This window comes from Rhizobium sp. CF080, assembly GCF_000282095.2.
Taxonomy (GTDB): domain Bacteria; phylum Pseudomonadota; class Alphaproteobacteria; order Rhizobiales; family Rhizobiaceae; genus Neorhizobium.
Genome location: NZ_AKKC02000014.1, coordinates 238913 through 258777, shown reverse-complemented (window position 1 = coordinate 258777; position 19865 = coordinate 238913). Strand labels below are relative to the sequence as shown.

The 19865-nt window shown below is 61.2% G+C and carries 17 protein-coding genes; 5 read left to right on the top strand and 12 right to left on the bottom strand.

Features of this window, described 5'->3' with window-relative positions; genetic code table 11:
* The 10 genes from PMI07_RS26980 to PMI07_RS26935 form a co-directional block, all read right to left on the bottom strand.
* The coding region (locus PMI07_RS26980; RefSeq protein WP_024164193.1) for a dihydrodipicolinate synthase family protein at positions 1–808 on the bottom strand (808 nt) is incomplete at its 3' end.
* Between the two features lie 48 nt (positions 809–856).
* Positions 857–2380, bottom strand: a complete 1524-nt coding sequence (locus tag PMI07_RS26975) for a tripartite tricarboxylate transporter permease (protein ID WP_024164192.1) — start codon at positions 2378–2380, stop codon at positions 857–859.
* 30 nt (positions 2381–2410) lie between these two features.
* On the bottom strand, positions 2411–2863 hold the full coding sequence (locus PMI07_RS26970) for a tripartite tricarboxylate transporter TctB family protein (RefSeq protein ID WP_007773565.1): 453 nt from the start codon (positions 2861–2863) through the stop codon (positions 2411–2413).
* A gap of 53 nt (positions 2864–2916) precedes the next feature.
* The gene (locus PMI07_RS26965) at positions 2917–3876 is read right to left on the bottom strand and encodes a tripartite tricarboxylate transporter substrate binding protein (RefSeq protein WP_007773566.1); all 960 of its coding nucleotides are present in this window, start codon (positions 3874–3876) and stop codon (positions 2917–2919) included.
* Between the two features lie 61 nt (positions 3877–3937).
* Entirely contained in the window at positions 3938–4897 is a 960-nt protein-coding gene (locus PMI07_RS26960) for a tripartite tricarboxylate transporter substrate binding protein (protein WP_007773569.1), read from the bottom strand.
* Positions 4898–4925: 28 nt separating this feature from the next.
* A complete protein-coding gene (locus PMI07_RS26955) occupies positions 4926–5726 on the bottom strand; it encodes an amidohydrolase family protein (RefSeq protein ID WP_007773570.1) in 801 nt (266 codons plus the stop codon).
* Positions 5727–5770: 44 nt separating this feature from the next.
* A complete protein-coding gene (locus tag PMI07_RS26950; protein WP_007773571.1) occupies positions 5771–6187 on the bottom strand; it encodes a VOC family protein in 417 nt (138 codons plus the stop codon).
* Between the two features lie 208 nt (positions 6188–6395).
* Positions 6396–7349, bottom strand: coding sequence for a 4,5-dihydroxyphthalate decarboxylase (locus tag PMI07_RS26945; protein ID WP_007773572.1), 954 nt, complete (start codon positions 7347–7349; stop codon positions 6396–6398).
* A gap of 211 nt (positions 7350–7560) precedes the next feature.
* Entirely contained in the window at positions 7561–8004 is a 444-nt protein-coding gene (locus tag PMI07_RS26940; protein WP_007773574.1) for an SRPBCC family protein, read from the bottom strand.
* 124 nt (positions 8005–8128) lie between these two features.
* Positions 8129–9019: a LysR family transcriptional regulator gene (locus PMI07_RS26935; protein WP_037088495.1), complete on the bottom strand. Its 891-nt coding sequence runs from the start codon at positions 9017–9019 to the stop codon at positions 8129–8131.
* Positions 9020–9138: 119 nt separating this feature from the next.
* On the opposite strand from PMI07_RS26935, the gene PMI07_RS26930 reads away from it, so the two are divergent.
* Together PMI07_RS26930 and PMI07_RS26925 are read left to right on the top strand one after the other, a co-directional pair.
* Positions 9139–10512, top strand: coding sequence for an MFS transporter (locus PMI07_RS26930; protein ID WP_007773623.1), 1374 nt, complete (start codon positions 9139–9141; stop codon positions 10510–10512).
* 256 nt (positions 10513–10768) lie between these two features.
* The gene (locus tag PMI07_RS26925; protein WP_007773624.1) at positions 10769–12448 is read left to right on the top strand and encodes a Na/Pi cotransporter family protein; all 1680 of its coding nucleotides are present in this window, start codon (positions 10769–10771) and stop codon (positions 12446–12448) included.
* On the opposite strand, the gene PMI07_RS26920 is transcribed toward PMI07_RS26925, so the two are convergent.
* Entirely contained in the window at positions 12445–12978 is a 534-nt protein-coding gene (locus PMI07_RS26920) for an NUDIX hydrolase (RefSeq protein ID WP_007773625.1), read from the bottom strand. The two genes, PMI07_RS26925 and PMI07_RS26920, sit on opposite strands and share 4 nt — an antisense overlap.
* Before the next feature lie 94 nt (positions 12979–13072).
* Here PMI07_RS26920 and PMI07_RS26915 point away from each other — a divergent pair, with 94 nt between their 5' ends.
* Together PMI07_RS26915 and PMI07_RS26910 are read left to right on the top strand one after the other, a co-directional pair.
* The gene (locus tag PMI07_RS26915; RefSeq protein WP_007773627.1) at positions 13073–13717 is read left to right on the top strand and encodes a DUF47 domain-containing protein; all 645 of its coding nucleotides are present in this window, start codon (positions 13073–13075) and stop codon (positions 13715–13717) included.
* Positions 13717–14721, top strand: coding sequence for an inorganic phosphate transporter (locus tag PMI07_RS26910; RefSeq protein WP_024164190.1), 1005 nt, complete (start codon positions 13717–13719; stop codon positions 14719–14721). The genes PMI07_RS26915 and PMI07_RS26910 overlap by 1 nt, the downstream gene beginning before the upstream one ends.
* A gap of 84 nt (positions 14722–14805) precedes the next feature.
* Here the strand turns inward: PMI07_RS26910 and PMI07_RS26905 are convergent, their stop codons facing one another.
* The gene (locus PMI07_RS26905; protein WP_007760371.1) at positions 14806–18639 is read right to left on the bottom strand and encodes an ATP-binding protein; all 3834 of its coding nucleotides are present in this window, start codon (positions 18637–18639) and stop codon (positions 14806–14808) included.
* 505 nt (positions 18640–19144) lie between these two features.
* Between PMI07_RS26905 and PMI07_RS26900 the strand changes: the two genes are divergently transcribed.
* On the top strand, positions 19145–19840 hold the full coding sequence (locus PMI07_RS26900; protein WP_037088447.1) for a fumarylacetoacetate hydrolase family protein: 696 nt from the start codon (positions 19145–19147) through the stop codon (positions 19838–19840).
* The last annotated feature ends 25 nt before the right edge of the window (positions 19841–19865 follow it).

Here is a 19865-nt window from a genome sequence, read left to right as displayed (position 1 = left end):
GCAGGCCAAGCGCCGCCTTGTGCCCTGCCCGCCCGCCGACATGGCGGTCACCGGTCACGTTGAGGACGGCGGCGATGCGGGCGATCTTCTTCTGCCGCTTCTCGACCTCGGGCCAGTCCTGGCTCTTATACGCTTCCCACATCGCCAGACTGTCCTCATGGGCAAAGTTCGACATCGGGCTGCAGCTCGCCTTGAAACCGATGCCCTTGGTAAGCGGGTAGAGCACGTTCAGCCCGCCAGCCACCCAGCGGAATTTCGGGTTGTCCTTGGTCAGCAGGATCGTCTTGCTGAACTCGTCATAGGAGGCATCGCCGTTCAGCTTCATCCCGACGATGTTCGGCAACTCGGATATCCTGGCGATGGTCTGCGGCGTGAAGTGGTTGCCGGTCTGGTGCGAGGGATAGAAAACGATCGGCAGGTCCGGATAGGCCGCCGCGATATCGCGGTAATAGTTATAGCCGGCCTCCTGCGAATAGAGATTGAAATAGGGAGCGATCAGCCAGATGCCGTCCGCTCCTGCCTTCACCGCATAATCGATATAGGGCAGCGTCTTTTCATAGCTTTCCGTGCCGAGGAACGACCAGGCCTTGATCCCGGCTCTGTGGGCCACGTCGATCAGCACATCTGTCCAGCCCTTCCATTCGTCGAAGGTGAGGCTCGCAAATTCGCTGTGGCCGGCCGGGCCGTGCAACCCGCCTGCCCCGCGGGTGACCAGCTGCAGCTCGCGCTCCAACGCCTTCTGGTCCAGCCTGTTGTCGGGGGTAAAGGGTGTGTAGGACCCCGGGTTCAAACCTTCGGGCATGATCATGGAATTTCTCCTGTTCGGGTCATTCCGGGGCGCGCGGCCTCGGGGCATTCAAGCGTGGGGTTCGGGGAGGATGGCTTCGATGGTCATCGGGCGTTGGCGGAAGTTCGACACGATCGACCAGACCAGCAGGGCGGCCGCCGCCAGCAGCATGGCCAGAGCGTAGGGCCGGGTGAGGAAGTAACCCAGGTCTCCCTGCGCCACGAGCATCGCTCGTCGGAAGTTTTCCTCCATCATCGGGCCGAGCACGAAGCCGATGAGGAACGGCGCCGGCTCGAAATCCAGGAGCCTGATGACATATCCCGTCAGGCCCAGCGCCAGCAGCAGATAGAGGTCGAAGACGCTGTTGTTCAGGCTGTAGACCCCGATGCACAAGAGGACCATGATCGCCGGAAACAGGTGCTGGTAGGGGATCTTGAGGATCTTGATCCAGATCCCGATCATCGGGATGTTCAAGACCAGCAGCATCACGTTGCCGACCCAGAAGCTTGCAACAAGACCCCAGAAGACATCGGGGTGGTCGCGCATCAGGCCGGGGCCAGGCGCGATGCCGTGGATCATCAGCGCGCTCAGCATCAGCGCCATCGAGGCGCCGCCCGGAATGCCCATGGTGAGCGTCGGGATGAACGATGTCTGGGCCGAGGCGTTGTTCGCCGATTCAGGCCCAGCCACGCCCTCGACCGCGCCCTTGCCGAAACGTTCGGGCGTGCGCGAGATGCGTTTCTCGGTCGCATAGCTCATCAGCGAGGCGACGGTGCCACCGACGCCGGGCATGATGCCGACGATGCTGCCGATCGCCGTGCCGCGCAGGATCGGCCCGCCCGAGCGCCTTACATCGTCGCGCGTCGGCAGCATCGAGCGGAACGGCACCCTTTCCTTCAACAGGTCCAGCGTCTGCGGCGTGCCGACGGAGGAAACCACCTCGCTGATCCCGAACAACGCCATGGCGACGACCGCTACCTCGACGCCGTCGAACAATTCCAGGAAACCGAAGGTAAAGCGCGTCACCCCGCTGTTCACATCGGTGCCGATGCAGCCGACCGCCAGCCCCAGCGCTACCATGGCCAACCCTTTGAGCGGGCTGCCCGAAGTGATCGAACCGCTGGCCGCCAATCCCAGCACCATCAGCGCGAAATATTCGACGGAAGCGAAGGCCACCGTGAAATCGGCCAGAGCAGGTGCAAAGCACATCATCAGCACGATGCCGAAGGAGCCGCCGATGAACGAGCCGACCGAGGTGATGAACAGCGCCACCCCGGCCCTGCCCTGTTGCGCCATCGGATAGCCGTCAAGGCAGGTCACCGCTGAGGAGGCCCCTCCGGGCAGGCGCAGCAGGATCGAGGCGATCGAGCCGCCGTAATCCGAGCCGTAATAGACGCCCGCCAGCATCACCATGGCGGTCGTCGGATCGAGATAGAAGGTGATCGGCAGCAGCATCGAGATCGTCGCCAGTGGCCCGATGCCCGGCAGCACGCCGACGAAAGTGCCGAGGAACACCCCGATGAAACAATAGATCAGGTTCACCGGCTGGAACGCCGTCTGGAACCCCATGAGAATGGATGCGAGGTCAACCACAGCGCACCTCCTTTTTCGTTCGAGCGAGCGCTAGAGGATGTAGACCGGCCAGATCAGCGCGGGCATGGTCAGGCCGAGGAACTTGCTGAACAGCAGCCAGACAGAAACCGCCATCACCACCGCCACGATGGCCGTGGCCCTCGGGTTCCAGCCCCGGTGCCCGGCCGCGCAGGCAAACGTGCAGCCGATCACCGCCGGCATCAGGCCGAGATAGCGTATGCCGAGTGCGAAGATCAGCACGCTGCCCAGCACCGCAGCCAGGGGACGCCATTCCGGCATGGGAATGATGCCTGATCGCCGCAGGGAAAGCGCTGCGATCAGCAGACCCAGCACGATCAGGACGATCGCTACGACCATTGGATAGTAGCCCGGTCCCATCTCCGACGCGGTGCCGATGCTGTAGTCCAGCGACCGAAACAGAACATAGAGCCCGATCAGCGTCAGAATGGCGCCGCCCGCAAGATCCTTGGTATCCGCCCGCATGGCGTTTCCTCCCATCAAATGCTTCTGCAGGGATCATCCCCCGGCAGGGTCGGTCACTTCGGCGATATCCCGGCGGTGCGTACCGCCTCGCCCATCGAGTCGATCGCCGCAGCGAGCACCTTGCCGAACTCGGCGGAATTGCTGGCCACGACCTCAAGCCCCAGCCCCTCGATCTTGGCGCGGATATCCGGGGTCTCGGCCGCGGTCTTGATCTGTTTCTCAAGCCAGGCGATCACCTCCGGCGGCGTGCCCTTGGGCGCAAGAATGCCGTTCCAGCCCGAATCCATGCCGGTCGGCACGGCGCCGGCTTCGGCAATCGTCGGCACATTGGGCAGGAAGCCTGCGCGCTTCTCGGCATCGTAACCCAGCGGCTTGACCCGGCCTTCCTTGATGATCGGAATGGCCTGGCTTGCGGTTACGAACAGGATCTGCGTCTCGCCGTTCATCACCGAGGCAACTGAATCTCCCGTGCTCTTGAACGGCAGATGGATGAGCTTCAGCCCGTTCTTTGCCGCGAACATGGCCATCCGCAGATGCGAACTCGCGCCGACCCCGGACGAGCCGTAAGTCACCGGGTTGGACTTGGCGTATTTCAGCAGACCGGCCACGTCGTTCACCGGAAGGCTGGGCGATGCGACCAGGAACGAGGCCTCAGACCGCGCGACCAGCGATACCGGCACGAGATCTTTCAGCGGGTCGAAGGATATCTGTTTCTGCAGCGCGGGCAGTGTCGCAAGCGCCGCCGAGGTCATCAGCAGCGTATAGCCGTCGGGCTGGGCGCGCACAACCGCCTCTGTGCCGATCATGCTGCCCGCACCGGGCTTGTTCTCGACCACCACGTTCGCCCCGCTCTGGGCATTGATCTGCGCTGCAAGCAGCCGCGCATTGGTATCCGGACCACCCTGGCCGAAACCCACGATGATCGTGACCGGCCGGTTGGGGTAGTTCTGGGCATGTGCGGCGCCCGTCAGGGCCACCAGGCCGGCGACCAGAAATCCTGCAATCTTCTTCATGTTCTCCCCTCCCGGAAGAAAATGCCCACGGCGCAAGCCGCCGCGGGCAGATGGCTTATCTTTATTTCTGCTTGATCCCGGCCGCCTGGACGGCGGCGCCCATGCTGTCGACGGCGGCCTTCAGCGCTACGGCGAACTCAGCCCCGGTCGAACCGGTCGGCGTCAGGCCGAGATTGTCCAGCTGCGCCCGCAGGCCGGGATTCTGCAGCGCGATCTTCACCTGCTTTTCCAACCAGGCGATGACCTCGGGCGGCGTGCCCTTGGGCGCCAGCAGCCCGTTCCAGCCGGAGTCGAGATTGGTCGGCTGGGCGCCCGCTTCCACGATGGTCGGAACATCCGGCATGAACTCGGCCCGCTTGTTCGAATCAAAGGCCAGCGCCCTGATCTTTCCCTCCTTGAGATACGGAAGGGCCTGGCTGGAAGTCAGGAACTGGATCTGCGTCTCACCGTTGATGATCGAGCTCAGGGCCTCGCCGGGGCTCTTGAACGGAATATGGTTCAGCTTGATCGCGTTGGCCTGGCCAAACAGCGCCATCCGCAGATGTGAGCCTGTCCCGATCCCCGTCGAGGAATAGGCGACGGACTTGCTCTTGGCCAAGGCAATCAGTTCCTGAAGGTTCTTGGCGGGCAGCGAATTGGTCGCGACCAGGAACGAAGCCTCCGACCGAGATACGATCGAGATCGGCACGAAGTCCTTCTGCAGGTCGAACGACAACCCCTTGTGCATTGCCGGCAGGCTGGCGATCGAGGCCGGCGACATCAGCAATGTGTAGCCGTCCGGCGCCGCATGGGCGACGGTTTCGGCGCCGATCATGCCCGTCGCGCCGGGCTTGTTCTCGACCACGAAGTTGCCGCCGGTCTGGGCCGCCAGCTGTGCCGCCAGAAGCCGCGCATTGGTGTCCGGCCCGCCCTGGCCGAAGCCGACGATGATCGTGACCGGCCGGCTCGGGTAGTTCTGGGCCTCGGCTGCGCCCGTCAGCGCCACAAGCCCCGCAAAGAATGATATCGCAAATCTGAACATGGTTCTCTCCTCCCAAAGAGACGATGCATTAGGCCGCCTTATCGAAACCCCAGAGCTTGGCGGCGGCTTTGCCAAGAACCCATTCCAGGTCGTCTCCCTGCTGGAACGCCGGCAGTTTGCGCACCCCTTCCAGCGTATTGCGGTAACCTTCCTTCGCCGCCGAGGGCGGGAAGTTCGATCCCCACATCATCCTCTCGATGCCGAAGGCTTTTTTTGCCATCTCATAGTGGGGCGGGAAGGTTTCGTAGGGGAAGCCGGATGGCAGGTTATGCGGCTTGCCGAGGATCTCGCCGATCCCGGGCACCTTGACGCTGGTATTCGCCCATCTGGCGCAGGCCAATGCATCCTCGTAGACATCGTAAGGCGGCTTCTGCACATCGCCACCCGGTGCGCGGCACAGATGTTCCAGGCAGAAATGCGTATTGGGGCAATTGTCCAGCAGCGTCTTGAAACGTGCGGAGGCGAAGTTTTCCGCCGCCCCGATCACGCTGACGATCATGCCGAGCTCACCGGCCGCGACGAAACCCGAATTGTCCGGGTCCCACGTCTCCGCCTTGCGCAGGTTGATGCGAAAGCCCGAAGCGCCGGCATTCTTGAGGCTCTCCAGCGTCCGCACCCGGTTCGGATCGGAAAGATCGACCAGCGCAATGACCTTGAACCGGCCCTCGTGGCGCCTGGCGCAGTCGAGAATGTAGGAATTGTCGTAATTGCCGTTATGTGCCGCCAGAACCGCGCCGGACACGCCATTGGTGTCCATCTGGTACAGGAGCACGTCCACCGGCTCCGACCAGTTGACGCCGGTATGGACATGCGAGTCGATGATCAGCATTGATGGTTTCCTCCCATGAATTCACGTAGCCCGATGTCGCAGGATCAGAGGTCGTGCTCGGGGTCTTCGATCAGTTGAAATCCGATCCCGTGCGAGGTGGATTTCTCGATATTGACGGTCTTGTAGCCGCGCGGCGCGACGCTCACGGTCTTGCGCCGCATCTCATTTCCATTGGCGACAGCACGGTCGAAGATCGTCTCGATATTCTTGACGCCGAAAGCGACGTGATAGACGCCGGGTCCATGTTCGGCCAAGTGCCTGGCAAGAGAAGAGTCCGTATCCAGCGGCTCGGTCACCTGGATTTCGGTGATCCCCGCATGATAGACCGCCTCGCGTGCAGGGTGATTTCCCTTGCTGATCTCGATCCGGTCCGGCTTCATGTCGAAGTTCTTTTCGAGATAATCGACCATGTCGTCCAGATTATCGACCGCGTAATGCACATGGTGCAGATACTTGAACATGATGCCTCCCTGCTCATGCCTTCCTGTCCCGAGCCGCGCCTCCGATCCTCTCCGGCAGCGCGATCCCTCCACTTCTGATCTTAATCGCCGCCCCGCTCAGTCCCTCATATGAAGTCTCGCCCCGCTCATAAGATTACGGGCCGACGCGACGCTCTGGCGGATATGGGCAGGCCGGATTTCGGTGTTGCTGGATACATTGGTGTCACCCTCAGCCGAAATCGCCGACGAACATCTCGTCGATGCTCATCCGGCGCGGCAGCAGGCCCTGCCGCCAGGCATAATCGTGCATCGCCTCGATCGAACTGCGATTTGCGGCGATCCCATAGGGCAAGGGATCGCGGCCGACGACCAGCGTCAGGTCCCGGTAGGATCTGTCCTTCGTCGACAGCTCAACACCGGAATCCAGGTGCTCCACCCATCTGTCGTGCGCGCTCTGGAAAGAGTTGTAGATCGTTCTGACCGCTTCGGGCTGCTGTTCCAGAATTTCGTCCCGTATCACGACGAGCGCATGCATCGGGTAGATTCCGGTACGGCCGAACCATTCTCGCTCCAGCTCGGCAGCATTGAGAAAGAGATCGTGATATTCTCCAGGCGGAAGTTTTCGCACGTCCTTTTTGGACACGAAGGCTGCGTCGATTTCACGGCTCTCCAGCATCGAGATCAGCGTTTTCTCGCGCGGAACCCGCACTGCATTTTCGGGCAGAGGCAGCGAGGCAATGTGTTCCTCGTCATTCACCACCCAGGTGACATGTCCGCAATCCAGCCCGAATTCGTCGGCATAAATCCCGCGGGACCAGACCGCAGTCGTCAGCGTATAGGATCGAGCGCCGACCTTGCGGCCCTCCAGGTCCTTCGCGGATTTGAGCCCCGCATCCGCCCGGCAGATGAGACCGGCATGATGGAACCGCCGCGACAGGAAGATCGGCAATGCCTTGTAGGTCGCACCGTTGGCGCGGGCGATCATATATGTGGTGGGGGTCAGCTGGCATATGTCGAACTCGACATTGCGCACCATCCGCCGATAGGCATCGACGATCGGCTCGATATCGACAAAGTTCAGCGACACCCCTTCGATCGGAACCGTCCCATCTCTGAGGGCTCTGGTTACCCCATGATCTTCGATGGCGATATTGAACGCGATATTTGCCGCGAGCGATGACATCCTGCCCCTTCCGACCTCGTATCTGTCGGAATCTATTGGCACGGAATGGCTATCGCGCCCTCATTTGAAAGCAAGGGCAACACATAAGACTTTGCGCTGCGGGCATGCCCATAGGGTCATCGAGACGGCAGAGGACGCATGGGGCTGCAGTGCCGGATCGCGAAAATCGTCAACGCGATCCGGTCCCGACCGATTGCCCGATCCTGTTGTGCTATTCGTTGATCTCCGGCTCGACGACCTTCGCCAGGTTCCGCAGCGACTCCTGCCAGCCGAGATAACACGCCTCGGGCGGGATGATGTCCGGCACACCGGCCTGGGTTATATTCACCTCGGTACCGACCGAAACTTTCTTCAACGTCACGGTGACTTCCATTTCGCCAGGCAGGTTGGGGTCGTCGAATCTGTCCGTGTAGCGGAGGCGCTCGCCTGGAACGAGTTCGACATATTCGCCGCCAAAGGCGTGGCTGTTGCCGGTCGTGAAGTTCCGGAAGGACATTCTGAACTTGCCGCCGACTGTCGGCTCAAGGTGATGCACGGTGCACAAGAAGCCGTTGGGCGGAAGCCACTTGGCGAGCGCGTCGGCCTCGATGAACGCGCGATAGACCTTCTCCGGGCTGGTGGCCAGGACGCGATGCAAGCTTATGGTGTTCGGCATGGTCGTGATCCTTTTGAAATGGCTTGGACGACTCTAAGGACGAACGGGGCTTTGCCAATCCGACATCGGATCGATTTTTATTAGCATAAGATTATTCGGCTTTCACGGCTACCAGGGCGGCTTGTCATCTGAATGCTTCGAAAATCAACCCTCGCAGCCAGCGATGGGCAGGGTCCGCGTCCATGCGAGGATGCCAGGTCTGCGCGATCGAGAAACCGGGCGTCGCGACCGGCAGTTCGAACATCCCGGTTTGGTCCGCCACCCCTGCCCGGCAATACGACCGCGGCACCAGCCCGACGAGATCGGATGCCGCCGCAACGGCAAGCACTGCCGGATAGCTCGGCACCACGAGGCTGACCTTTCGGGAGAGGCCCAGTTCGGCAAGCGCTTGATCAACCGGCCCCGTCAAATGCCCTCGTCTGGAGGAGATCACGTGTCCGCATGCCGCATATTGCTCTGCAGTTATCGGGGTGTTCCTGAGAAGGGGATGCCCTGCCCTCGCCACGCCGACAAAGGCGTCCTCAAACAGGGTTTGACCACGCAGTTCCGCGCCGTCGCCGGAAATGACGCCGATATCCAGGTCGATCGAGGCATCCCTGAGGGGCTGAATTTCCTTGTTAGGCTTCGGCACGAAGCGCAGCCGGATCCCGGGCGCGGCGTCCGTCACGGCGACACTGAGGCGTGCGGCGTGCAGGAGCACGAATGCTTCATTGGCACGGATCGTGAAGTCGCGCCGCAGCTCCCGGATGTCGATGTCCGGCTGTGGGCTTAGCACGGCCTGGACCGCTGTCGTCAACAACCGCACCTGCTCGGCAATCGCCTCGGCATGTGGTGTCGCCACCATGGCCCGCCCCGCCGGAACAAGAATGGGATCACGCAATGCCGCCCTCAGCCTCGACAGCGTTCGGCTCATCGCGGATGTGCTGAGCCCCAGCCTGCGCCCGGCACCCGACACGCTCCGCTCGCGAAGCAATGCGTCCAAGGCTACCAGCAGGTTGAGGTCGAGATCAGGCATGACGTCGAACGTAACCATACAAGGCGTTTAGCGCAATAGTGTGTTGCATCTGTTGCGTCTGGCGCAAAGATGGGCCTGGGGATATCGATGGCGCAGATCAACGAACAGGTGTTTCTCCCATGTCCGTAACGTCACCCGCCAACCTTGCTCACGATGGCCTGACTTCACCGCGAAGGTACCTGGCAGTCGCCGTACTGCTGACGACGCTCGTCCTCGTTGTGTTGGACGGAGCGATCGCCAATGTCGCCCTGCCATCGATCGCCGCCTCGCTCGGAGCCGATGCCAGCGACACCGTATGGGTCGTATCCAGTTACCAGCTTGCTGTGCTTGTCGCACTTCTGCCCTGCGGCGCGTTGGGCGAAATCCATGGCCCACGGCGCGTGTTCCTGATCGGCGTCGCTCTCTTCACAGTCGCTTCGGCGGCCTGCGCCTTTGCGGGAAATCTGCCCGTTCTCGTGGCTTCTCGATTTGCGCAGGGGCTCGGTGCAGGCGCAATCATGGCCCTCGGTTTGATGAACCTGCGCTTTGCCGTCCCGCACCGGCTGTTCGGAACCATTATCGGCCTCAATGCGATGATCATCGCGATTTCTTCCGCCGCAGGGCCAGGGGTTGCCGGGGCAATCCTGTCAGTTGCCAGCTGGCCCTGGTTGTTTGCCGTCAACGTGCCGCTTGGGGCCATCGTCCTTATCTGTGGCGGCCTTCTCGGTCCCATGCCGGGCGTGAAGCGACAACTGAATGTCGCAGCATTGCTGGCCAACACGCTGATGTTCATTTTGTTCTTCTCCGGCGCAGACCGGGTGGCCGGTGAGCCGATCAGCGGCTCCATGCTGGTCGTCGGTTCGATTTTGTGCCTTTGCGTGCTGCTGCGCCTTGAGCGCGGGAACTCGACGCCGATTGTCCCGACTGACCTTTTGGCCAACCCTGCCTTTTGGATCGCGGTCATCGCATCGGTATCGTGTTTTATCGGCCAGATGCTCAGCTACGTCGCGCTGCCGTTCTACCTTCAGCACACGCTGCAGATGACGCCGGTTCTGGCGGGACTTTACATGATGCCCTGGCCCGCAGCGACAATCATCGCCGCCCCGGTTGCAGGCTGGCTGGCCAACCGTGTCAAGACGGCCTGGCTCTGCGCGTCCGGCGCCGGACTGTTGGCCGCAGGCCTGTTGATCGTCGGCCTGTCCCCTCCCGATCCAAGGGGAATTGTCTTCCTGGCCGGTACGGTCCTCGCCGGAATCGGGTTCGGTCTGTTCCAGACGCCGAATAACCGAACTCTGCTTCTTTCCGCACCGAAAGCCCGCAGCGGTGCCGCCGGAGCCATGCAAGGCACGGCGCGCCTTCTCGGACAGACTTTTGGCGGCATTTCCATGTCGATCATTTTCCAGACCATGCCGCTATCAAGCGCGCCAAACTTCGCGCTTGTTCTGGCTGGCATTTGCGCGGCTGTCTCCGGCCTGGTTAGCCTGAGTCGCGCCCGCTTTGAGGTGGCCGAATAAGGCACCGAGTGCTGCAAAAGGAGAATGCCGCGTTGAACGGTGAGCGACCGCAATGGGTCGCAGGTGGAAGATCGCTCGCCCTCGGAATGTGCCAGGAACATGCCCAGTCGGGCAGTCCCGCACGGGGCGAGCCCCGACCGGTCAAACAGCCAGATCAGAGCCTTGAAAAAGCAATAGAATCCGGCGACTATATTAGCTGGCTAATATCTTGCGGCCCTTGTCCGGCTTTTCCATCCGACTGATTTACGAGAATGCCATGCCCTTCATCATCGCGATCATTACCCTCGCTGGACATATAGCGCTTCTTCTGTGGGGGACGCGCATGGTGCAGACAGGCATCCAGCGGGCTTTCGGGCCGAGCCTCCGATCGTTTCTCGGTCGCGCGCTGAACAATCGGATGAAGGCCTTTCTGTCCGGAATGGGCGTGACGGCAATTCTTCAGAGCAGCACCGCGACCGGACTGATGGCATCGGGGTTCGCGGCCGAGGGGCTGGTTGCCCTTGTCCCCGCGCTTGCCGTCATGCTCGGCGCCAATGTCGGCAGCACGCTGATCGTCCAGGTTCTGTCCTTTGACATGGCCGCCGCCTCCCCGGCTCTGATACTGCTCGGCGTCCTGATGTTCCGCCGCACGCAAAATCCGCAGGTTCACGATCTGGGTCGTGTGTTTATCGGCCTCGGCTTCATGCTGCTTGCCCTGCATCAACTGCTCGACGTGCTGACGGAATATGCCGGTAGCCCGGCTTTCACCGCAATTCTTTCGGCCATATCGACCACGCCCCTGCTCAGCCTTCTGCTCGCGGCCGCGCTGACCTGGGCTGCCCATTCGAGCGTCGCGGTGGTCCTGCTCGTCATGTCGCTTTCGGCCCAAGGCCTGATCGAGCCCTATCAGGCTTTCGCACTGACCCTCGGCGCCAATTTGGGGACAGCGATCAATCCGGTCGTCGAGGGGCAGTCCGGCAGCGATCTCTCGGCCAAACGGCTTCCCGTGGGCAATCTGATCACCCGAATCCTGGGTGTTTTGGTGGCTTTTGCGCTCCTCTCTCCGATTGCGGCACTGATGATCCAGATCGAAAACGATGGCGCCCGGCTGGTCGCGAATTTCCACACGGCATTCAATCTCGTGGTCGCGATCGTCTTCATGCCGCTCCTCACACCCTTCGCAAATGCTCTCGTCCGGCTGATGCCGCAACGGATCGACGAGAGCGATCCCGGCCAGCCGCGATATCTCGATCCATCCGCCAAGGAAACACCGGTCGTGGCGCTGCAGGCGGCGGCGCGGGAAGTCCTGCGGCTGGTCGACGTGCTGGAGGAAATGCTGGCGGGAACGAAGGCTGCTTTGACGAGCACCGATCGCCGCGCGCTGTCGGAGTTGCGACAGAAGGACAATATCCTCGACAGCCTGAACACGGCAGTCAAACGGTATCTCACATCCATCGATCCCGAAGAGTTCAGTGACAGCGACCGGAGACGGCTTGACGAAATCCTGCTGTTCTCGACCGGCCTGGAACACGCAGGAGACGTCCTAGACCAGAACGTGCTTCCCCATCTTGCCAAAAGGTTGCGCCGGGGCATGACCTTTTCGAAGGAAGGGCAGCATGAGCTGAATGTCCTGCTGGACCGTCTCGCCAACAATCTGCGCACCGCCGCCGCCCTCTTCATGTCGCAGGACGAGCGCGTCGCACGCATGCTTGCCGACGAAAAAATCGTCTTCCGGCGGGCGGAACGCGAGGGGACCAACACGCATTTCAAACGGCTGCGCAATGGCGATGTCGATACGGCGGAAAGTACCTCTCTGCATCTGGACCTGTTGCGGGATTTCAAGCAGATCAATTCGCACCTCGTCGCCGCCACCGCCTATCCGGTCCTGGAACGGCAGGGTGAACTGCTTCAAAGCAGAATCACCCACCAAAGCGCCGCCGACCAGGTTCAGAACTAGCCGCGCTCACGCTTCTTGCGACCATGCGGCTTAAATTCGACGAGCAGCGACTTGAGCTCGATCTCGCGAACACGTCGCGCCGCCTCGTCAGGGCTGACCCATTCGAGAACGCGCTGCCCCCGTTCCTTGAAATCACCCCTGACCTCCGCGACTTCAATCTGGAAGACGTCCACGATACAGGGAGCCACATTGCCGTCGTCGAGTTCCTTCAGATAGGTATAGCGGCCGACCGGCTTCTTTTTCGCCGCTCCGCTCACGCCCGCTTCTTCCCAGGCTTCGGTCGCCGCCGCTTCGAATGGCTTTTTCCCCTTCATCGGCCATCCCTTCGGGATGACCCAGCGTCCGCTCTCGCGCGACGTGATCACCAGGATCTCGATACCGGGGCCGTCCTTCCGACACCGAAAGCACAAGGCGCCATATTGTTGGCGAAACGCACCGGCGAACAGCCTGTCGGGAACGACAGCAAGTTGCCTGAGCAGCGTCTGGGATTTGTCCGGCCGAGGCTTCCCGGCTTTCTTCGTGGATTTCATGTCGGCCAAACTATCGATCTTGCTTGTTGCTTCAATTGCCTGAGCGTGTTTATGACAGATTTATGACAGTCAGCCGTTGGGAAGGTCGCATGGCATGATGAGTATTTTTCGTAGGCTGATGCCGCGTGAGGACAAATTCTTTGAAATGTTTTCCAAGCACTCAAAGACCGTCGTCGCAGCAGCCCATGCGCTTGACCAACTCCTCAAGGGTAATGACGTTGAGAAGAATTGCGAGCTGATCGTAACGCTGGAGGATCAGGCCGACGACATTACGCGTGATGTTCTTCTTGCCGTCCGGCGGAGCTTTATCACTCCCTTCGACCGCGGCGACATCAAGGATCTCATCCAGTCGATGGATGATGCGATCGACATGATGCACAAGACGGTCAAGACGATCCGGTTGTTCGAGCAGTCCGGCTTCGATCCGCTCATGCAGCAGATGGGCAGCGAAATCGTCAAGGCAGCGAACCTTGTTTCGGAAGCAATCCCGCTTCTCGACAAGGTCGGCACCAACGCCCAACGCCTTGCAGCGATCGCCGAGGAAGTGACCCGCGTGGAAGGCCGCTCCGACGACCTGCATGACCAAGGTTTGAAAGACCTGTACCGGCGTCACGGCGCGAGCGGCAATGCGATGGCCTACCTGATCGGCAGCGAGATCTACGGCGAATTGGAAAAGGTTGTCGACCGTTTCGAGGATGTCGCCAACGAAATCAGCGGCATTGTCATCGAGAACGTTTGATGGACACGTCTCTCGCTTTGCCGCTTCTCCTCGGCCTGATCGCCGTCGCGCTGTTCTTCGACTTCCTCAATGGCCTTCATGACGCGGCCAATTCCATCGCGACGATCGTCTCGACGCGCGTCCTGCGGCCGCAATACGCGGTTGCGTGGGCGGCGTTCTTCAATTTCATCGCGTTCCTTTTCTTCGGCCTGCATGTGGCGGAAACGCTGGGCACAGGCATCATCGATCCGGCGATCGTGTCGCCCCAGGTGATCTTTGCTGCCCTCATGGGTGCAATCATCTGGAATATTCTCACCTGGATTTTCGGAATTCCGTCCAGCTCGTCGCATGCGCTTGTCGGTGGGCTGGTGGGGGCCGGTTTGGCAAAAGTCGGCTTCAGCTCGATTGTCTGGAGCGGTCTGGGCAAGACGGTCGGAGCGATTTTCCTGTCGCCGGCCATCGGCTTCCTGCTCGCCCTGTTGCTCGTGCTCCTGGTTTCCTGGCTCTTCGTCCGGCAAACGCCATTCGCGGTGGATCGGACATTTCGCGTGATGCAGTTCATCTCCGCTTCGCTTTATTCCCTCGGTCACGGCGGCAATGACGCACAGAAAACGATGGGCATCATCGCGGTGCTGTTGTTCAGCCAGGGATATCTCGGCTCGACATTCTACGTGCCTTTCTGGGTGGTGATCTCCTGCCAATCGGCAATGGCGCTCGGTACGCTCTTCGGCGGATGGCGGATCGTTCATACCATGGGCTCGAAGATCACCAGGCTCAACCCGATGCAGGGTTTCTGTGCCGAGACGGGCGGAGCGTTGACACTGTTCGGAGCGACCTGGCTCGGCATTCCCGTCTCGACGACACATACCATCACCGGAGCGATTATCGGCGTGGGCGCCGCGCGGCGGGTCTCGGCGGTACGTTGGGGTCTCGCTGGCAACATCGTGATCGCCTGGATCGTGACGATGCCGGCAGCCGCAGCCATATCGGCAGCGTTCTATAGCGTCGCGGATCTGCTGCAATAAATGGATTCAAACCCAATTGGCCGGTTGCCGCGGAAGAGTTCTACACAAACTTGTTCGCGGCTTTCGCACCTGAGGCGTCGGGTGTTATTCCCGCGCATCCGGGATCGTTGCCCGGAGAGCCTCCGAAAGCTGCCGCAGACTGTATGGCTTTGGCAAAATCTCCACGCCTTCCGCAGTGGCGGCGGTCTTGAGCACGTCCGCATAGCCTGACGTCAGCAGAATTGGCAGTTTTGGATGCCGATGTTTGACCTCCTTGGCCAGCTCCACGCCATTGATGCCGCCAGGCATCATGATGTCGGAGAACATCAAGTCGGGCTCGGCATCGGACTCGAGCACGGTCAGGGCCGCGGCTGCCCCGTCCACCCGGGTGACGGAATATCCAAGTTGGTCGAGCATGTCGTTGACCAGCATGGCGACGCTGTCGTCATCTTCCACGACCAGAATTTTTCCGGCGACGCCTCTCTCTGCCTCCCCGTCGACGTGGGACGAATGATTGCCGGCCATCTCCGGTGACGCCTCGATTGACCTGGGTAGCCAGAGGTCGACGGCCGTTCCGATTCCCGGCTCGCTGTTGATCTCGACCGATCCGCCGGATGCCTCCACGAAACCATATACCTGGGCAAGCCCCAGTCCCGATCCTTTGCCGATTTCCTTGGTGGTGAAAAACGGCTCGAACACGCGCTTGAGAACCTCGGGCTGCATTCCCATGCCGCTGTCGGCGACGGTGATCTTCACCACGTCAGCCTTTTGACCCAACGCGTTCACGACGGAATTGGAGGCACTGATAACGATGGTGCCGCCCGCCGGCATTGCATCACGCGCATTGACACACAGGTTCAGGAGGACGAGCTCGAGTTCTGCCGGGTCGGCCTGTACCGGCCACACTCCCGCATCAACGTCGACATCGATGGTAATATCGCCGCCGAGGGTCCGGTCGAGAAGGTCACGCATCTCGGAAATCTGGTGACGAAGGTCGATCGGCTGCGGCTTCAACGGCTGCCGCCGGGCAAAGGTCAGCAACTGCCTGGTGAGCGACGCGCCACGATTGACCGCCTGCAGCATGCCGCTCTTGATCCGCTCCCGCCGCACCGGGTCGTCGCGCTTGTCGAGAATGTCCAATCCGCCGGAGATCACCATCAGGAGATTGTTGAAATCATGCGCGACCCCGCCGGTAAGCTGGCCGATCACCTCCATCTTCTGGGCCTGGCGCAGCGTCTCCTGGGCCTTCTTCAGCTCCTCGTCACGAATTTTCTCATCGGTGACGTCGCGGGCGCTGGAGTAGAGCTTGTCATCGACAAGGACCGCGACCCAGGAGAGCCAACGATAGTCGCCCTGCCTCGTCCGGCAGCGGTTTTCGAAACGAAGCACGGGCAGGCCGCGTCGAACCGCCTGAAAGGCGGTTTCACTGGCAATGACGTCATCCGGATGAAGCAGGGCCAGAAAAGACGTGCCCGAGATTTCCCCCTCGTTCAACCCAAGGGTTTTCTGCCAGGCAGGATTGACCTTTTCGAAGACACCAGTCTCGACATCGATCACCGAGAGCAGGTCGGGACTATATCTCCACGTCCGGCCACGTTCGCGCGAATGCTCCAGAACGCGGCGCTCCAGATCCGCGTTCAGTTCTTCGAGACGCGCGGCGTTTTCTCTCAAAAGAGCCTCGTGTCGATCCCGCGACAGCCGGATCGAAGCCGAAATGCGCCCCACCAGCTCCCGAGCGGAAAACGGCTTGACGAGATAGTCATCCGCGCCGGCACGAATACCCTCCAGCCTTGCCTCTTCTCCGGCACGGGCGGAAAGCAGAATGAAGGGCATATCCTTGAGCTTTTCGTCGGCTCTTATCTTTGACAGCAGGCCAAAACCGTCGAGCCCTGGCATCATGACGTCGGAAACGATGATATCCGGTCGCCTGCGGCGCGCTGCCTCGAGCGCCGCCTCGCCGTGAGCCGCGGTCTCGACCGTGAAGCCGGATGTCGACAGCAGCCTCTCCACATAGGCCCGCATATCCGCATTGTCGTCCGCGAGCAGGATATGCCCTGTCGGAGCGAGCGTTTCGGCCGCCTCGGCGCCCGCGGTTTGCGATCTGGAGGCGGAGCCGGCGGCATCGCTCATCGAAAGCCATGAGATCGCTTCGTCGACGAAAGCCTGGGTCCGGCCGGCATTGCTCTCGACCGGCTGGGAAGCCCGCAACTGCTCCGAAGGGATATGGGCCTTTCCGAAGGGTATCGAGATCGAGAAGGACGTGCCTTCGCCGAGCCGGCTTTCGGCGCGGATTTCTCCGCCCTGAAGATGCACCAGTTCCTGCACGAGAGCGAGCCCGATGCCGGAGCCCTCGAATGATCTTCCTTTCGCACCCTCTATGCGGTGAAAGCGCTCGAACAGGCGCGGCAACTCCTCGGCCGCAATTCCCGTACCGGTATCGCGGATCGTGACCTCGGCCCGTGTCCTGTCGTCCGACGCCCGCACGATGATGCGTATCTCACCCTCGAAGGTGAATTTGAAGGCGTTGGAAAGCAGGTTCAGGACAATCTTTTCCCAGAGATCCCGGTCGAGATAGACCGGCTGGGGCAAGTCTGCGGTATCGACGACGAGGCTCAGCCCGGCCTGCTCGCACGCGGATCTGAAATTCGATGCCAGCTCGGCGGTCAGGCTGCCAATATCGGTCGGCTCGAAGGAGGCCTGCACGCGCTGCGCCTCGATCCTCGAGAAGTCCAGGAGCGTGTTGACCAGTTTCAACAGGCGATGGCCATTGCGCTGTGCGACAAGAATTCGCTGCCTGTCGTCGGGTGAAAGCCCCTCGGGATCCTGAAGCACGTCGGCGAGTGGCCCCAGCATCAGCGTCAACGGGGTGCGGAATTCATGGCTGACGTTCGAAAAGAACATGGTCTTGCTCCGATCGATCTCCGCCAGCGCTTCGGCGCGTCGCCGCTCGTCCGCACGCGCACGCACGGCGCTGATGGCGGCCGAGATCGCGGTCGAAAGCAGTTCGTAGAAGCCCATATAGGCGTCGTTGAAAGGCAGGCGCGGCGAGGCCCCGGCCACCACGAAGACCGGAGGCAGGTCCAGTCCGGGAACGGTGATCGGAAGCAGGAGCACGCGCTCCGGAGGCTCCTCATAGGGCCCCGCGCCCTTGAAGAGATCGGAAAACTCGGTGATTCCCAGAGTGCTGTCTGTCGTCAAGGCTTTCGCCATCAGCCAAGGCGTATTGGAATGCGCGTCGATAGTGGCGATGGATGCCAGGCGCCCGACCGGCAGACCGTGATGCGCCGCCAGCACATAGGTGCTTGCGTCCGGGGACAAATGGTAGAGAAGAAGAACCGGCAGATCGAATTGGAACTGGGCGAGCACGTCAACGATGCGCCGCAACAGGTCGTCCATGTCTTCTGCCAAAGCCACGCTGGCGTTCAGATCCCGGAGCGCCCGGGTTCGGCGTTCCGAAAGCATGGTCGCCGTGGTCTCCGTCACCGGATGGAACAGGCCGCCGATCTCACCCGTCTCGTCCCTGATCGGTGAAAGCGAGAAGGTGAAAAACGTTTCCTCCCAATATCCGTTACGGGTCAAAAACATCCGCTGATTTTCGAGGAATGACGTGTTGCCTTGGCGCGCTTGACGAAATGGCTCGCCGATCGCTGGCCAGGCGCTTGCCCACGTGACGCTATAGTCCTCCCCAAGCGCGCGGGGGTGGGCGTCGCCGCACACCGTGCGATAACCGTCATTGTAGATCTGAGTGTTTTCGTCGCCCCAGATCACGTTGATCGGGAAATTCGAGGCGAGACAAAGGCTGACAGTTGTCCTGAGACTTTGGGGCCATTGATCGATCGGCCCGAGCGGCGTCTTACTCCAGTCCTTCGTACGAACAAGCTCGGCCATTTCTCCGCCGCCCGCCAGGAAGTCGCCGGTAAGTATCTGCTGTGTCGACAACCAGGTAGCCCCCCTTCTGGCATCGGCTTTCGAACCTAACGCTCGATACTGTGAGCCCCACAGCTCAGCCGTTATAATATCCAACTGTGTTCGTGGGGTCGCCTCGATGCTGCGGATGCATGGCCCTCTTCCCGACGAGAGGGAGCGTCGCAGGAACAGATCGGCCTACCCAAAGTATCAAGCGAATCACTAAAACAGCTTAGCATGAACCATCAGGGGTTGAAATTGAGCTTGATGAAGGGCTCTCCGCTGGCGTGCCGCAGTGGGCCGGGAATGGAGCAGTTTGAAGCTCCGCATCGCGTCGATTACTTCCCACCGACGAGTTTGAGGGAGAACGAGTTGCGAAGGTCAGGACATGTTGCCGCTGCGAAGCGGCCGGCAAAAGCCTGGGCTCGGGACCCTTCGGCGTCTTTTCTCCAGGTCTTGAAAAAGTGCTAGGATTAACCGGCAATTTGAGAGACAAAGGGCGCCGTCAATATCGACCCCGCGCCCACAGTTTTCCAGGATGTCTGCCATGCTCGCTACCGTGATCCCCATGCCCGAAACCGTTCTTCTGCCGGTCGAGGGGCTGGCGGAGCGATTTCCGGTGCGACGGGTCTATTGCGTCGGCCGCAACTATGCCGACCACGCGATCGAAATGGGCGGCGATCCGTCCCGCGAGCCGCCGTTCTTTTTCCAGAAGAACGCCGACAATCTCTATGTCGGCGATAGCTTCCCCTACCCGGCGCAGTCGACCGATGTGCATTTCGAGGCGGAACTGGTGATGGCGCTTTCCGGCGGCGGTGCGGATATCGCGCTCGAGGACGCGCTTTCAAAGGTCTATGGCTATGCTGCGGGAATCGATTTCACCCGTCGCGACCTACAGGACAAGGCGAAGAAGATGAGCCGCCCCTGGGAGGCCGCAAAGGCCTTCGAAATGTCGGCGCCTATCTCAGCACTCGTGCCGGCCGCCAGGATCGGCCATCCGCAGGCCGGCGCCATCTGGCTCGACGTCAACGGTTCTCGCAAACAGTCGGGCGACTTGAACCAGATGATCTGGAAACTGCCGGAGATCATCGTCGAACTGTCGAAACTCTTCGTGCTCGCCCCCGGCGACGTGATCATGACCGGCACACCGGCCGGCGTCGGCCCGGTACTGCGCGGTGATCAGGTCACCTGCGGCATCGACGGGGTTGGAAAACTGTCGTTGAAAGTCGTCTGACGCAACGGCCCGGCGCCAAATCTGC

Bases quoted from the DNA above. Each gene is read 5' to 3' on its own strand.
- PMI07_RS26970 (WP_007773565.1), bottom strand. From the start codon at position 2,863: ATGCGGGCGGATACCAAGGATCTTGCGGGCGGCGCCATTCTGACGCTG.
- PMI07_RS26965 (WP_007773566.1), bottom strand. From the start codon at position 3,876: ATGAAGAAGATTGCAGGATTTCTGGTCGCCGGCCTGGTGGCCCTGACG.
- PMI07_RS26960 (WP_007773569.1), bottom strand. From the start codon at position 4,897: ATGTTCAGATTTGCGATATCATTCTTTGCGGGGCTTGTGGCGCTGACG.
- PMI07_RS26955 (WP_007773570.1), bottom strand. From the start codon at position 5,726: ATGCTGATCATCGACTCGCATGTCCATACCGGCGTCAACTGGTCGGAG.
- PMI07_RS26950 (WP_007773571.1), bottom strand. From the start codon at position 6,187: ATGTTCAAGTATCTGCACCATGTGCATTACGCGGTCGATAATCTGGAC.
- PMI07_RS26945 (WP_007773572.1), bottom strand. From the start codon at position 7,349: ATGTCATCGCTCGCGGCAAATATCGCGTTCAATATCGCCATCGAAGAT.
- PMI07_RS26940 (WP_007773574.1), bottom strand. From the start codon at position 8,004: ATGCCGAACACCATAAGCTTGCATCGCGTCCTGGCCACCAGCCCGGAG.
- PMI07_RS26935 (WP_037088495.1), bottom strand. From the start codon at position 9,019: ATGCCTGATCTCGACCTCAACCTGCTGGTAGCCTTGGACGCATTGCTT.
- PMI07_RS26930 (WP_007773623.1), top strand. From the start codon at position 9,139: ATGTCCGTAACGTCACCCGCCAACCTTGCTCACGATGGCCTGACTTCA.
- PMI07_RS26925 (WP_007773624.1), top strand. From the start codon at position 10,769: ATGCCCTTCATCATCGCGATCATTACCCTCGCTGGACATATAGCGCTT.
- PMI07_RS26920 (WP_007773625.1), bottom strand. From the start codon at position 12,978: ATGAAATCCACGAAGAAAGCCGGGAAGCCTCGGCCGGACAAATCCCAG.
- PMI07_RS26915 (WP_007773627.1), top strand. From the start codon at position 13,073: ATGATGAGTATTTTTCGTAGGCTGATGCCGCGTGAGGACAAATTCTTT.
- PMI07_RS26910 (WP_024164190.1), top strand. From the start codon at position 13,717: ATGGACACGTCTCTCGCTTTGCCGCTTCTCCTCGGCCTGATCGCCGTC.
- PMI07_RS26900 (WP_037088447.1), top strand. From the start codon at position 19,145: ATGTCTGCCATGCTCGCTACCGTGATCCCCATGCCCGAAACCGTTCTT.